Here is a 15,078-nt window from a genome sequence, read left to right as displayed (position 1 = left end):
TATCAATCTGACCGATAGCGGCATCAATAACACTTATCGCATCTTGCGATTTGGCAGCATCGGTAATATCTAAGCTTTCAACAGATTTAAATGCAGAAGCTGAACTATTAAACTCTGTAGCAGCTGTGTTTTGAATACTAAAAGCTGAACTGCTTGATAATTCTACTGTCCCCGTTTTAGTACCAGCAACAGTGCCACCTTCAGTCAATACTAAACCACCGAAATCAACAGATTGGTTACCAGTTGCCGCGTTTGCGAAAGCGGCAATACTAATATCCGCACCATCAAGAGTACTTAATTTAAGTGAAGACTTATCAGTTGGATCTGTAAATTCAGCACTGACTCCAGTGGTGCCTTTTTGACCATTAATCGCTTCTGCTAGTGCGGTCAAATCTGAACCAGATGAAACATTTGCGGCAATAGCTGTACCATTTAGCGTGAAACTAACTGCACCACCTGCTGATAAATCTTTTAGTGTCATTTCATTTGATGCAACAGCTTTAACATCAACGCCAGCAGCGGTTGTCGCTGTATTAATTGAAGAAGCAATAGTTTTAGCACTAGAACCTAGTGCCCATGCTACCGCACCAGTCACCTTGCCACCACCAGTGATTGTAAGGTCTGTTTCTGCAGCTACACCATTTGTTGCCGCCGCCACGTTCATTGCGGTACCGCCAACTGTTAGGGTGTTTTTACCTAATGATGATGCTTTGATATTAGTTAACGATACACTTATTGTTTCGTTTGCATTAGCGCCAATTTGAAATGATTTAGTACCAAACGACCCATCAAGTAATTTCTGGCCACCAAACGAGGTAGTATCAGCAATACGAGTTAGCTCAGATTGCAGTGCGGCTAACTCTTTATGTAAAGCAACTCTATCGCCGTCTGAATTTGATCCGTTGGCTGATTGCAGTGACAAATCACGCATACGTTGCAAAATGTTAGTCGACTCTTGCATCGCACCTTCAGCGGTTTGCGCCATAGAGATACCATCATTGGCGTTACGAACCGCGACACCAATACCATTAATCTGGCTGGTTAAGCGGTTGGCAATTTGCAAACCTGCAGCATCATCTTTAGCGCTGTTGATGCGTAAGCCTGATGATAAACGTTCCATTGACATAGAAAGTTTACTGTTAGCGCCATTTAGATTGTTCTGCGCTTTCATTGATGTGACGTTAGTATTAACTGAAATAGCCATATGTAAAATTCCTCTTCTTAGTTGAACGCCAAGACTCGGAGCTTGGCTAAACGGTTAATCATTAAACTGTTTAATGTGTAGTGAAACATGTCTTTTTATAAGAGCGTTTATCAGAGCCTTTGTTATACAAACCAAAATAAGTGCTTAGAAAACCCTTACAAAAGACCTTATAACGAACTAAATTTACAACTTGTTATATATAGTCAAACAAACTGGTCGAACTTACTTTACTGAACAAACTCGATGCAGCGTTGAGTGCGAGTTGCTGCTTTTCGAATTCGGTAATGGCCGAAGCCAAATCTAAATCTTCTAACTTTGATAATGCCGAGGTGTTAATCAACTTTTCATCAGTATGATTGTCGCTATACTGTTGCAGCACTTTTAGGCTGTTGCCGGTTAAGCTACGTTGCTGACTCATTTGATTGACGCCACTATCAATGTTATTCAAGAGCTGTGCCAACTCTGACTGTCCAGCAGGTGTTTGTGCATCGTTGCCGCTTTCAAATAATGCGATAGCCTTGCTGAAAGTATTGAATATACTGACTTGTGCCACTTCTTCTATGCTGAAAGTATCGCCAATTGCAGGTTCGCCATCGATGTTAATTTCCATGCCGTTGAACTTAACCGGCATCGAAGCGTCAAAAGGAGCTGCTGGATAGACAACATTTGCCGTCGGTGTGGCATTATCTGTCACCTCTACGTTCAGGCCACCTGTGCCATCATCGGTAAATGCAAAGCTATATGTGTAATTACTATCTACATAACTGGCGGTATCAGTAACCTTGGCACTTGTTACGACAAAATCACCTTGTTGAGATGACGAATAATTGACGCCATAGTCGCCCATGGCATTGGGTGCGTTCATAAAGGCGGCATCGCCAGGAGTATTGGTATTAACTTGGACTCCTTGGGCAATATTACTTTTACGAATGCCGGCATCACCGCCGTAAACCACATCACCATTATTATCAAACGCAAATGGTGCGCTGTTGGTTTTATTACCAGCAAAAATATAATTGCCTGACTCGTCTTTGGTGTTGGCAATGGACATTAATTGTTCAAGACTTTGACGCATGTCATCGGCAATCACTTGCCGCTCGGCGGAAGTCATGCTGCCGTTAATGCCGCGAAGCATTGACTCTTTCATGCTGCCAGCCAAGGTATCTGCTTGGCCTAACTGACTTTCGGCTTGTTGAATGTGACTAGTGGCGTAATCAATGTTTTTTACAAATTGGTCCACCAAAGCATTTTTTTGCTTTAAGTTATCAATACCAATAGCCGCAACTGGGTCATCACCAGCGGTATTGACTTTTTTACCGCTAGAAATTTGCGCCATTATGGTGTTGGTGGCAGATTGCTTTTCTAATATGCTATTAGTGTTTTGCTGAAACATCTGTCCGGTAGAAATTCTCATAATGTATCTCCTAGCGAACCGAGCTTAATAAAGTGTCGAAAATGGTTTGTGCAGTTGTCATTATTCTGGCGGAGGCTTGATAAGATTGTTGAAAGCGCAATAAGTTTGCTGCTTCTTCATCAAGGTTGACACCAGATTCACTTTGCACACGGTTACTGGCTTGTTGATATATTGCCGTTGCCGAGCCCACTCGCACTTCAGCAGACTTAGTTTGGCTACCAATATCCAATTTAGTATTTTCAAATACGCTGTTTAAGGTACCCGTGCCGTTATTCATCAATTTAGCATCAGACAATTTAGCCATTTCAACTGCATTACTGTTGTCGCCTTCTGCAAATGCCAAATCAAACGTAAATGTATCGGTAACACCAGCAGTGGATTGATCGTCAATTTCAAAACTAAAACCAAAACCCGTATTAATTTGTGGTGGAGTAAATGCGGTTGGGCCACCAACGCTCGTGCCAGCGGCATTAAAAACTTCAAAAGTTTTTGTAGCGGTATTGGTATTAACTCGAACCGAAAGTTCACTTCCTGTAACCGGGAAGTTAGCGTCGGCACGATTAATGGCATTCACTTTTACCGCTAACTCACCAGAGTTGGTTGTATTTGGCGTAATTTGAGGCCCCGCAGCAGCAATACCTTTGGGATCGGTCATCACCACTTTTAAGCCTGCAGCGGCGCCTGCTGTTGGGCGGATTTCAAATTTATCACCATCCGCTACGGCACCACTGGCAATATTAATGCTAAAACCTGCACCACCGGTAAGTTGACTACCCGATACTGTTAATGTGGTTTGCTCTCCAGTTTTAGTATCTTTTAATTGGTAACCATCTGCGATGGTATAGCTCAACTCGTAGCTGCCACCTGATAATGCACCCACATCATCAATATTGACCGACATTGCTGCTGTACCAGTATTGGTAGAATTATTTGCTGCACGGCCTGAAGCCATTAATGGATCGTTAATATCACGAAAGATATCGCTACCGACGTTACCGTTTAAGTCAAAACCTTTGGATTGCATTTCGTTAAAGGTGTCTGCAATACCTAAGGCTAATTGGCCAAGCTCAGTACTAGCCGGTAATAAAGTGTCATCTCTAAATGAAAATAATGCGCCAAGTTGACCGCCCAATTTAGACGGATCAATGTTAAGCGTTTTATCGCCAATAGAAGCATTAATGCGCGGTTCATTTGGATATGGATCGCCTGGGCTCATGCCAATTGACATCGACACTTCACCTGACACCAACATCACTGAACCGCCCAGCATAATTGATTTTGCGCCGGTATCTAATGGAATTACATTCACCTGAGCATACTTGCTGAGCTCTAAAATGAGTGCGTCTTGCTTGTCTAGCACTTGGCTGTCATCGCCTTGAGATTTCATCAATTCTAAATTGATGCTGCCTAATTCTTTGCTTATCTCATTTATACGAGTGGTAACGGATTCAATTTGGCTATTAGTTTGCTTTACCTGACCATCAAGTTGCGACTGCATTTGATTTAGACCAGCGGCTAACTGCTCTGCAGAGCTGAGACTACTGCCGCGAATACCTAAATCGGTCGGTAAATCGGCTACATTATTGATGCTAGCAAAAAAATTGTTCAAATTTTCTGGCATCATTTTGCCAATTTGAGAATAAATCTGGTCTAACTCACTCAACTTACTGTAAGAGGTTTCAGCCGCACTCATGCTGGTTTGACCTATGCGTAACTCACGCGCGGCAAATTCGTTATAAACACGCTTAACATCGGACACATAAGTGCCGGTGCCATAAAAATTATTGCCTAAGCGTTGTGATTCTAATGATGACTGAGTAGCAACTTGCCTGTTGTAACCAGCAGTATTTGCATTGGCAATGTTATTACTGGTGACACCTAATTGCGCTTGAGATGCTTGAACGCCTGTGCGAGCGATATTGAGTAAGTCAATCGACATTATTTAGTCTCCACAGGTAATACAGATTTAAGGCCTTCTTTTACCGACTTCATCACATTGATAACTTTATTGGCATATTGAGGGTCGGTAGCGTAGCCTGCTTTTTGCAGTGCTTTAATAAATTGAGTCGGCTCTGCGGCAACTTTACGCGCATCTTGATAACGATCACCTTGGCTAATAAACGACACAAAATCGTTAAAGCTCTGTTCAAGGTTGTCATACATTCTGAAATCCGCTTTTTGTTGCACCGCTATGCCCTTTTCAAATTCCAAAGTATTGACAGAGGTTTTGTCACCCTGCCAACGTTTATCAGCTTTGATATTAAATAAGTTATTACTCATAGTGCCGTCGTTACGACGTACCACTTTTTGGCCCCAACCAGTTTCGAGTGCTGATTGAGCGATTAACACTTCAGCTGAGGTACCCAAGGATTTAGCCGCTTTTTCAGCGTGGGGATACAACACCGAAATAAAATGTTCTGGACTGGTAAATTGACTTACCGCAATACCTTTGCTTTTTGCCATAGGGGTATCAACTGGCGGCAAACTTTTGCCCATTTGTAACGCTTGGCTGGTTAATTGCTCGCCGCGTAACACACTGTCTAATTGATCACCAGATAACACCCGAGAAAGCTTGGCAGACATAGGTTGCATAGACTGCGCATGATCAATAACTGAATGCGATGCCGCTATTTGATCTTTTGGTGCTATAGCATCTAAGGTGTCTTTATCTAACTCTGTTGCTGGCGCAACAAACATACTCGGGTTTACTTTGTAGTCGCTATTACCGCGTAATACTGATGCCGGAGTAATAGGGCTATTTTCTGGGTCTAATTGCTGCACCATCATTTCAGCCAGCCCTAGCATGCCTTTATTGGATAAATCGACAGACATTTGTTGATCACGCATTTGTTCAAAAAATGCTGTTGTTTCACTGTTCATTGGATTGTCTGACTTAAACGCGGCATTGGCATCTCGCATGCTTTTCATGAGCATTTGAATAAAGATCCCTTCAAATTGCTTAGCCGCTTCTTTAAGTGCCCCCTTCTCGTCTTTCTGGGCTTGGACACGAAGTGAATCTAGTCCTCCTAGATCCAGAAAGTTCGATGAAGCTGACAACTTTTCCATAGTCATTCCGACAATATTTAGATGATGATAAGTTCACCATGCAAAGCGCCTGCCATTTTTAACGCTTCGAGTATGGCAAGAACATCTGATGGTGCTGCGCCCACTAGATTCACGGCTCTGACAAGCTCATCAAGAGTGGTGCCTGGATTAAACATGAACATACGACGATCTTTTTCTGACACATCAATCGTACTGTTGGTGGTAACAACCGTATTACCACCCGCTAAGGGGTTGGGTTGTGATACTTGCGTAGCTTCGGCAATAGTCACGGTTAATCCACCGTGGGTCACAGCCGCAGGCAGTAACTTGACATTTTGACCAACCACAATGGTGCCAGTACGTGAGTTAACAATGACTTTGGCTGACTCTTCAGCCGGAATAACCTCAATGTTTTCTAATGTCGATAAAAACGATACCCGCTGTGATGCGTCGCGCGGTGCACTGACTTGAATAGAAGTCGCATCAATAGCTTTTGCCATGTCTGGGCCAAGTAAATCGTTAATCGCATCGGCAGTACGTTTGGCGGTAGAAAAATCTGAGCGACGTAAATTAAATGTCAGGTAATCACCACTAGCAAACGGACTGATCACACTGCGTTCAACAATGGCGCCACTTGGAATACGACCAACCGTTGGCGTATTTTGAATCACCATAGAGCCATCAAGCCCTTCGGCACTAAAGCCACTCACAATTAAGCTGCCCTGAGCAATGGCATACACATTGCCGTCAACCCCTTTTAAGAAGGTTTGTAATAAGGTGCCACCACGTAAACTTTTTGCCTCGCCTAAACTAGACACGGTAATGTCAAGATTTTGACCCGGCTTAATAAAGGCCGGCATTTCAGCGTGTACAGCAACAACGGCTACGTTCTTTGAATTTGGTCGAACTGATTCAGGTAAATTAATGCCAAAGTTTTTTAGCATGGTTCTAAATGTTTGTTCGGTATATCGGGTTTTCTCCCCGGTACCAGGCAAACCAACAACTAAGCCATAACCCACTAGTTGGTTACTTCGTACTCCCTGAATACTGGCGATATCTTTAATCCGCTCTGCATTTGCAGAAGCGCTGAGCATTAATATCGACGCTACAAGCGACACGATCAATTTAGTTTTCATGCATTACTCCTTAGAAAGGCCACCAGTCACTCATAAAGAATGAACTCAGCCAACCGACTTTTTGGGAGTCAGCAAACGTACCGGTACCGCTATACTGAAAACGAGCGTTAGCCACTCGTGTAGAATCAATTGTATTATCTGGGTTAATGTCTTCACTGCGGATCATGCCTGTGACGCGAATAAACTCATCACCGTTATTGATCGAAATCCATTTTTCACCACGGATAACTAAATTGCCGTTGCTAAGTACTTGAATGATGTTGGCTGAAATACTGCCATCTAAACTGTTTGATTGATCGGCATCTGATTCTCGCTTGGTATTCATGCTGTCGTTATAACCAAGATCGAGCGGGATACCACTTATAGAAACATTTTTGCCACCAGCATAAATAGGCTCGACGGTTAAGTCTGTGCCTTTTTTGATTTGGTTATAGGCACTTTTTTTCGCTTGGGTTGATTCTTTTAAGGTCACAGTGATGATGTCACCGACCCGATGCGCACGAATATCGGAATACAAGCTTGATGCCTGGCTATCAAGATAAATAGATCCCGTTGGCACCACTTGCGTTGGTACAGTATCTGGGTATACCGGCGCATAAAATGGATCATCAGCAATCGGTTTCTTGGGCGTAGAACTGCACCCAGCCAATAACAATACTGACGCTAACGCAATGTATTTAATCATGTTAGCTCCTTAGAGATTCTGATTAATATAAGACAGCATCTGATCAACCGCCGAGATAACTTTGGAGTTCATCTCGTAAATACGTTGACCTTGAATAAGGTTAACCAATTCTTCTGTCACATTAACGTTAGAGGTTTCCAATGCGCCTTGGCGGATAGAACCTAAACCGTCTTGTGATGCAGTACCTTGAATAGGCGTGCCACTCGCACCTGTTTCGGTGTATAAGTTTTGCCCTAATGGATCTAAACCAGCAGGGTTAATAAAATCGGTCATGGTTAACTGGCCAATAATCTGACTGGCAGCTGTACCTGGGGTTTGCACTGACACTTCACCCGAGGCCGACACCGTAATACTGGTGGAGTTTTCTGGAATAGTGATAGGCGGTTGAACCACATAACCAGAACCTGGTGTGACGATTTGGCCGGTATCATCTAAGCTGAACTGGCCGTTACGGGTGTAGGCTGCTGTACCATCTGGCATTTGCACCTCAAAAAAGCCCGAACCTTCAATCATTAAATCTAATGAGTTATCTGTGGTCAGCATGTTGCCTTGAGTAAACATTTTTTGCGTGGCAACCACTTTAGTACCCGCACCAATGTTTAAACCATTAGGTAACTTGCTATTGTCTGAGCTAATGCCACCGGCTTGGTTAACCGTTTGATAAAGAAGGTCTTCAAATACTGCACGACTTTTCTTAAATCCCACGGTACTGGCGTTAGCCACGTTATTTGAAATAACCGCAATATTGGTTTGTTGGGCGTCGACACCGGTTTTACTTATCCATAACGCTGGATGCATAATAATTACTCCTAACTAATTCTCATCAAGGAAGTGGACGCTCGATCAATCTCTTCAGCGTTCTTCATCATTTTGACTTGCATTTCGTATTGACGTTGAATATCAATCATGGCGACCATTTCATGCACAGAATTAACATTACTGCCTTCGACCGCACCACTTTCAACTTGAACCCCTGGGTCGTTTGGCGCATTGCCACCGGCAATAAGACGAAATAAACCATCTTCACCGCGCATAAGGTTTTGGTTACCAGGATTAACTAACTTAATCCTTCCGACCTCTTCTATTACCTCTGCGGTTGCCCCTTGAGGGCGTACAGAAATAATACCGTTGGCCGAAATCTCTATTTTTTCAACTGGAATGGGTAACACAATGGGACCTGAAGCGCCCATAACGGGACGATCACGGCTATTTAATAATAAGCCGGTACTGTCAATTTTTAGACTACCAGCGCGGGTATATGCCTCGGAACCATCAGCCGCCTGCACAGCAAGCCAGCCATCTCCTTTAACCGCAATATCAAGATCCCGACCAGTAGTTTTAACGGGGCCGCTATTAAAGTTACTGCCTGGGCTTTCCAGCATCGAAAATACCCGTGTAGGCAAACCTTCACCAAATGCCTGCATTGAACGGGCTTGGACCATGTCAGCTTTAAATCCATCAGTATTCGCGTTAGCAAGATTGTTCGCACTCACTGCTAGGGCATTCATCCCTTGCTTTGCGCCGCTCATGGCAATATAAAGAAATTTGTCCATTTTTTGCTCCGTCAAACTTTCTGCAAAAACACTATATACACAGAATAAGCAAGCATCATGCCAACGATTTTTAAGTGAGAGGATTGAGATGTAACTGTATGAATCAGTTAATCAATAAAATTAATGGGTAGCGCATGAGTGTCAAAAAAGCATCTATCGACACGAGGGGTCTAATAACGGGGACAAGTAAAGAGGTGGAAAAGGCAAGGTGTTGCCGTAAACGGCAACACCTATATAGCCTAAGGGTCATTTAGCGGATCTGTAATATCGTTTGGTTCAAGGTATTGTTAACTTCAAGCGTACGTGAGTTAGCTTGGAAGTTACGCTGAGCTGAGATTAAATCGACCAGCTCAGTGGTTAAATCAACGTTTGATTGTTCAAGTGCAGAAGAGCGAATACTACCAAATGTACCACTATTTGCCTCACCAGCTAATGCCGCGCCGGAACCTAAACTGGCTTTCCAAGAGGTATTACCCACCTGAGTAAGACCTTGCTCATTAGCAAAACGTACTAATGCCACTCGCGCTAACGGCACAGTTGAACCATTACTATAACTAGCGGTAATCAGACCGTCAGACCCAATACCAACATTGGTTAATCGCCCTACGGTAATACCATCTTGAGTCAATTCAGTGACTTCAAATGGAGAAGCATACTGAGTTGGATTATTAAATTTTATTGTAAGTGTTTGAGTGCCGTCGGCTCCAGGGCCCAAAGCACCTGCACCGCCAGAACCTAATGCTTCAGTGGTAATGTTAGCCGGATCACTGCCCGTATAAGCACCAACAGAATTAAATTTAATCACAGCTCCTGACCAGACTCCACCTAATCCATCGGGATTAGCAGCAGATGCTGTACCCGTCGCATCAGCAGTGCCATCACCATTGGTATCTGTTGAATAAGTACCAGCGCCAGCCGCAACATCAACGGGATCGCCATCAACTGCATAAAAGGCAACCCAATTACTTTCACCTGTAAATGAACCATTGGTCGGTTTAATAAAATAAGTGGTCATAATGTGCGATTCACCTAATGAATCGTAAATCGTCACCGAGGTAGAATTATTAAACGTATCAGAATCGTTTGGATTAAAATTAGCTGGGTCTAATGCGGTTTCTCCCACATTAAGGTTCATTTGCAAACCAACATTTCCGGTTTGCACAGGGCTACCAGCAGTGTCTGGGATCTTAATCGGTTGGGTTGTGGTTAAACTCACAGAAGTCGAGTTACCATCTTCATCAACAGGGAAACCTTGTAAAAAGTTACCCGCTGAATCGACCATATAGTTGGCCGAGTCAACTTTAAATGCCCCTGCACGTGTATATGACTGATCTTGCGACCCTAACTCAGACGACGTAACAAAGAAACCACCGCCACTGATCGCCATATCCAGTGAATTACTGGTAAATTGCAAACTACCTTGGTGAAATTGCTGTGCCACTTGAGTGGTGGTTGCTCCACCACCGACAGCGGTTTTACTGTTCGAAAAAATAGAATTTGCGTACACATCAGCAAACTCAGCTCGTGATTCTTTGAAACCAATAGTATTCACGTTAGCGATATTATTCGCCGTTGTATTTAAGTCTTTTTGCGCGGCAGCAATACCACTCAGTGCAATGTTAAATGACATAGTTCACCTCTCACAATTAATTCATTTATCAATAAAGCCAATAATTCAATACAGGCCTTACTATGTTTCAGATACTGCGAGTACGTCAGATAACTTAATTCCGCCTACTCCACGCAAATTCAAAATGGCCCCAGTCGCTGCAGTGCCCAGTGACACACTTGTCACATGTGCATAAGTTGATACCGCTAAATCTTCCGACGTTCCATCAACTTTACCACTGGCTTTTATCGAGTAATTACCCGCTTTAACGGGTTGGCCATCCTTACCTAAGCCATCCCATGTCACATCAACATTGCCGCCTTTACTGCCATCAACATTAAAGCTCTTGATCAGCTGACCCGACTCATCTTCAATTTTCACCGTAATCGTTTCAATTGCAGATGGCGTACTGATCACACCTTTAATCTCAGGGCTTTCAGTAGAAATTGCCCCGGTATCAGAAGGGATAAGCACTTTTCGACCCACCAAGCCTGATGCTTGTAACGCTTGGCTAGAACTCATTACCGTATTGAGGTTAAGGATCTCATCATTCAGATTTGAAATACCGTCAACCGTCGAAAACGATGCCATTTGGGCAATCATTTGATCATTATCAACCGGTTTAAAAGGATCTTGCATAGACAACTGTTGACTGAGTAAAGCAAAAAAATCTTCTTGCTTTAACATCTGATCTTTTGATTCAGGGATCGCACTTTCTTCAGGTAATCGAATTCCGTCAAGGAAAGGGTTCCCAGTAGTAGTGCTGGTTGTATTTGTCTGTACAGAACTTTTCGTGGTAGCACTTGTATTTGATGTGCTACTGGATTGTTGCGGTAAAGACTGACTGTAAGAATTAACGAGGCTCATTGTTACCTCCTTGAATAATCATACTATTTACCCATCCTTAACGTCTGTTGCAACATAGACTTAGTTGCATCAGCCACCTGAACGTTCATTTGATAAGAGCGTGATGCAGAAATCATATCGGCCATTTCTTCCATCACATTGACATTCGGTTTATAAATAAAACCATCACCATCAGCCATCGGATGATCTGGCGAGTATTCTTTTATTAATGGTTTATCACTTTCAACAATGCCTTTGACGTTAACACCCGGCGAACTATTTTGCTGGCTATTAGCTTTAAGCATTTCAGCCTCAAAAATGGGATGACGTGCTCGATAAGTTTTATCAACACTGCTTGATACAGAATCCGCATTGGCAATATTACTGGCAGTGGTATTCAAACGCACTGACTGCGCAGACATACCTGATCCAGACACATTGAAAATATTAAATAAACTCATGATTAATCACCTCGCAAAGCTTTACGCATGCCATTAAACTTACCTTCAAGGAAGCCTAATGACATTTGATATTCGAGCGCATTTTGCATAAATGCTGATTGTTCTTTCTGCGTATCAACAGTATTACCGTCACCTGTATCGGCTTGATTTGGAACACGATATTGGACATGTTGTTGACTTAACGCTGTTAAATCGAAATGTTTTTCTGTGGTTTGACTCATGCTCAAACCCTTCTGATGTGAGCTTGCTGCTTGCATAGCAGAAGCAAAATTAACATCTCGAGCTTTATAATGAGGAGTATTGGCATTGGCGATGTTACTTGAAATCACTTCAGCTCTTTGAGCTCGTACGCCCAAAGAATATTGGTGAACACCTAATGCATTATCGAAATTAATCGCCATAAAATTGCCTCCATCAGCTAACTGATAGATATAAAGCAAAGGTTATGCCAACAATTTTTATAATGGGAGAATAAAATAAAAAAACTAACATGCCGACGATCGTCGGCATGGGGTGAATCTAATCAACTGTTTTAGCTAGGTTTTTTTCTGGTAATAGATACCGGGATTACAGCGAACCATATTAAACTCTTCGGTTAACCCCGCAAGAGATTCTGACGCACCTAAGAATAAGATACCTTTAGGATTAAGTGCGGCAGCAAATTGCCGCAAAATGGTAGCCTTTGCCTCTGGCGCAAAATAAATCAATACATTACGGCAAAAAATGATATCGAACTTGCCTAATAAGCTATAACTTTCAAGTAGATTGTGTGCTCTGAAGTTCACTAAACGTTTTACGTTATCTTTCACTTTCATATTGCCAGACGGTAAAGCATCAAAAAACTGACGTTTACGCTCTTCAGACAAACCACGAGCCAGAGCTAAACCATCATATTCAGCATTCTTACAACGCTCTAACATAGAAGGTGATAAATCTGTTGCCTGAATTGTCACGCCCCCAGGCAAAGCACCGGGTTTACGCTGTTGATATTCCAACACTGTCATAGCTAAAGAGTAAGGTTCTTGCCCAGATGAGCAAGCAGCAGACCATATTTTTAATGGTCGGCCCAACTTGCTGTATTCAGGCAACAAAGAATTACTCAGCAACTCAAATGGATAACGGTCTCGAAACCATAAGGTTTCGTTAGTAGTCATCGCATCTATCACTTCAGCGCGTAATTGACGCTCTATCGGTTTCATCGACTTTTTAACCACCTCAGATAGAGAAGGCAAATTATGCTTTCCCATCAGTGGCGCTAAGCGGCTACGAACTAAATACTGTTTGTTCTCACCTAACACAATACCGCTATGCTGCTCTAAAAACAGCCTAAATTGATTGTACTCTGCTTCAGCAAGTGATTTATCTGTCACATTATCTTCCTAATATGTTTGCCGATGAGCCGACCGAACGTTCAATATTATTCAATTCTAAACAATTATAAACTCAAATGTTTGTTAACCGCTGCGGCTAATTCATCGGGGTTAAACTTAGCAATAAAATCGTTAGCCCCAACTTTTTGTACCATCGCTTGGTTAAACACACCACTTAACGATGTGTGCAGTACGACTTTTATATTCTTTAACTTTGGATTATCACGAATTTCTGCTGTTAGAGTGTAGCCATCCATTTCAGGCATTTCAATATCAGAAATAATCAACGGAATTTCCACTGATACATCATCCATTTCTTTGGCAATATTTTTCAACATCTCTAACGCTTCTCTACCATCTTTGGCAGTATCGATTTGCAGATTTAAAGACTCTAACGAACGAATAATCTGTTTACGTGCCACTGCAGAATCATCAATAACCATAATATGATAATGCTGTTCCCTATCAATCGTTAAAGTTTCGTTGAGTTCTTGACTAATCGAAGTCTTAACCGGTGAAATTTCATCAAGAATTTTTTCAACATCCAAAATCTCAACCAACTCGCCTTCTATCTCTGTCACTGCGGTTAAATAGGAAGAACGACCAGAACCTTGTGGAGGCGGCATAATTGCCTCCCAATTCATGTTGATAATACGTTCAACAGAACTCACTAAAAAGCCTTGAATGCTTCGGTTGTATTCGGAAATGATAATAAAGCAATTTTCAGTTGATGTCAGTGGACGACCACCCGTTGCAGCACTTAAATCGATAACAGAAATCGTTGCGCCACGAATATGAGCAACACCTTTAACATAACGATTTAATTTCGGTAAGGTTGTCAGTGGTGGGCATTGTAAAACCTCTTTCACTTTGAACACGTTAATCCCAAACCGTTGGCGGCCGTTAAGCCTAAATAATAGTAACTCGAGTCTGTTTTGCCCGACAAGCTGAGTACGTTTATTGACTGAATCTAAAATGCTCGACATAACACGACCTTGTAGTTAACTGTCACCCAAAAGGATAAAAATTGTTCATTAAAATTATAGTAAACCCAGGTTCAACACAATACGTTAGCTCATTACGTCTAGCTCATTTATCGCTAAAGACCTACCAACCTTGAGTGTAAACCATCAACAACCCAGCGAATACTTATCTATTCATTAAATTAAAAAAGTGGGCATACAACTTGCTTTAATTTGTATTAATTAACTCACACACGGTGAGCTGACACTTTTTTGACGGCGACATAATGAAATTATTATGTCATCGGTGCATATTTTTTAGCTTATTGTGTATGCAGAGATAGCTCGCATATTTTCCGTTTTTAAAAGTATAGGTGTATTCTGGCAAAACAAGCTAGTATCTTCATTATGAAAGTATTTTTTTTATGTTTATTATGTTCAATAACATTTTTTTTGCCAGCATTTGCTAGCGAAGAGATAATAACACCCTCATTATCGACCATTTATGACTTAGCTAAAGAGACGATAGAAAAAAAAATTGAAGCAGACTCAAAAGCTAAGGTCGAAATCACCCCACAAAACCTTGAAGGTCGTGTCAATCCTCCGCGGTGCTATCCACCGATAACGGCTGAGCTTGCCAGTGAACGAGCGATTAGTCGCAATAATATGGTAAAACTGAGCTGTGATAGTCCAGACTATGACTACCCATGGCAAATGTATCTCTCAGTTCGAGTTGAAATTCAATACCCCGTTGTCGCGGCAAACCAGATACTGTCACCAGACCAAATTATTG

The 15,078-nt window shown here is 42.3% G+C and carries 14 protein-coding genes and 1 pseudogene; 1 reads left to right on the top strand and 14 read right to left on the bottom strand.

Features of this window, described 5'->3' with window-relative positions; genetic code table 11:
- The 14 genes from H5185_RS23295 to H5185_RS17035 form a co-directional block, all read right to left on the bottom strand.
- The coding region (locus H5185_RS23295; protein ID WP_182742699.1) for a flagellin hook IN motif-containing protein at window positions 1-1,204 on the bottom strand (1,204 nt) is incomplete at its 3' end.
- Between the two features lie 193 nt (window positions 1,205-1,397).
- The gene (gene flgL, locus H5185_RS17095) at window positions 1,398-2,618 is read right to left on the bottom strand and encodes a flagellar hook-associated protein FlgL (protein ID WP_182742698.1); all 1,221 of its coding nucleotides are present in this window, start codon (window positions 2,616-2,618) and stop codon (window positions 1,398-1,400) included.
- Window positions 2,619-2,628: 10 nt separating this feature from the next.
- Window positions 2,629-4,557 carry a flagellar hook-associated protein FlgK gene (gene flgK / locus H5185_RS17090; RefSeq protein WP_182742697.1) on the bottom strand — a complete coding sequence of 643 codons (1,929 nt, stop codon included), beginning with the start codon at window positions 4,555-4,557 and terminating at the stop codon, window positions 2,629-2,631.
- Window positions 4,557-5,684, bottom strand: a complete 1,128-nt coding sequence (gene flgJ / locus H5185_RS17085) for a flagellar assembly peptidoglycan hydrolase FlgJ (protein ID WP_182698004.1) — start codon at window positions 5,682-5,684, stop codon at window positions 4,557-4,559. The genes flgK and flgJ overlap by 1 nt, the downstream gene beginning before the upstream one ends.
- Before the next feature lie 17 nt (window positions 5,685-5,701).
- On the bottom strand, window positions 5,702-6,799 hold the full coding sequence (locus H5185_RS17080) for a flagellar basal body P-ring protein FlgI (protein ID WP_124016913.1): 1,098 nt from the start codon (window positions 6,797-6,799) through the stop codon (window positions 5,702-5,704).
- A 10-nt stretch (window positions 6,800-6,809) separates the two neighbouring features.
- Window positions 6,810-7,484 carry a flagellar basal body L-ring protein FlgH gene (flgH, locus tag H5185_RS17075; protein WP_182698003.1) on the bottom strand — a complete coding sequence of 225 codons (675 nt, stop codon included), beginning with the start codon at window positions 7,482-7,484 and terminating at the stop codon, window positions 6,810-6,812.
- Between the two features lie 9 nt (window positions 7,485-7,493).
- On the bottom strand, window positions 7,494-8,282 hold the full coding sequence (gene flgG / locus H5185_RS17070) for a flagellar basal-body rod protein FlgG (protein ID WP_124016911.1): 789 nt from the start codon (window positions 8,280-8,282) through the stop codon (window positions 7,494-7,496).
- Window positions 8,283-8,293: 11 nt separating this feature from the next.
- Complete coding sequence (gene flgF, locus H5185_RS17065; protein WP_182742696.1) at window positions 8,294-9,037, bottom strand: flagellar basal-body rod protein FlgF; 744 nt, start codon at window positions 9,035-9,037, stop codon at window positions 8,294-8,296.
- Window positions 9,038-9,287: 250 nt separating this feature from the next.
- Window positions 9,288-10,667, bottom strand: a complete 1,380-nt coding sequence (gene flgE / locus H5185_RS17060) for a flagellar hook protein FlgE (protein ID WP_182742695.1) — start codon at window positions 10,665-10,667, stop codon at window positions 9,288-9,290.
- A gap of 60 nt (window positions 10,668-10,727) precedes the next feature.
- On the bottom strand, window positions 10,728-11,513 hold the full coding sequence (gene flgD, locus H5185_RS17055) for a flagellar hook assembly protein FlgD (protein WP_182742694.1): 786 nt from the start codon (window positions 11,511-11,513) through the stop codon (window positions 10,728-10,730).
- A 23-nt stretch (window positions 11,514-11,536) separates the two neighbouring features.
- Window positions 11,537-11,953, bottom strand: coding sequence for a flagellar basal body rod protein FlgC (gene flgC, locus H5185_RS17050; RefSeq protein WP_124016907.1), 417 nt, complete (start codon window positions 11,951-11,953; stop codon window positions 11,537-11,539).
- Window positions 11,954-11,955: 2 nt separating this feature from the next.
- Entirely contained in the window at window positions 11,956-12,354 is a 399-nt protein-coding gene (flgB, locus tag H5185_RS17045) for a flagellar basal body rod protein FlgB (RefSeq protein WP_124016906.1), read from the bottom strand.
- A gap of 135 nt (window positions 12,355-12,489) precedes the next feature.
- Window positions 12,490-13,323, bottom strand: a complete 834-nt coding sequence (locus H5185_RS17040) for a protein-glutamate O-methyltransferase CheR (RefSeq protein WP_124016905.1) — start codon at window positions 13,321-13,323, stop codon at window positions 12,490-12,492.
- Between the two features lie 65 nt (window positions 13,324-13,388).
- Entirely contained in the window at window positions 13,389-14,309 is a 921-nt protein-coding gene (locus H5185_RS17035; protein ID WP_124016904.1) for a chemotaxis protein CheV, read from the bottom strand.
- Between the two features lie 384 nt (window positions 14,310-14,693).
- Between H5185_RS17035 and H5185_RS17030 the strand changes: the two are divergent.
- Window positions 14,694-15,078 (top strand): annotated as a pseudogene (locus tag H5185_RS17030) (flagellar basal body P-ring formation protein FlgA); the annotation flags it as partial.

The organism is Shewanella sp. SG44-6, assembly GCF_014164185.1.
Classification (GTDB): Bacteria; Pseudomonadota; Gammaproteobacteria; order Enterobacterales; family Shewanellaceae; genus Shewanella; species Shewanella vesiculosa.
This window is presented reverse-complemented; position numbering and strand designations above follow the sequence as displayed.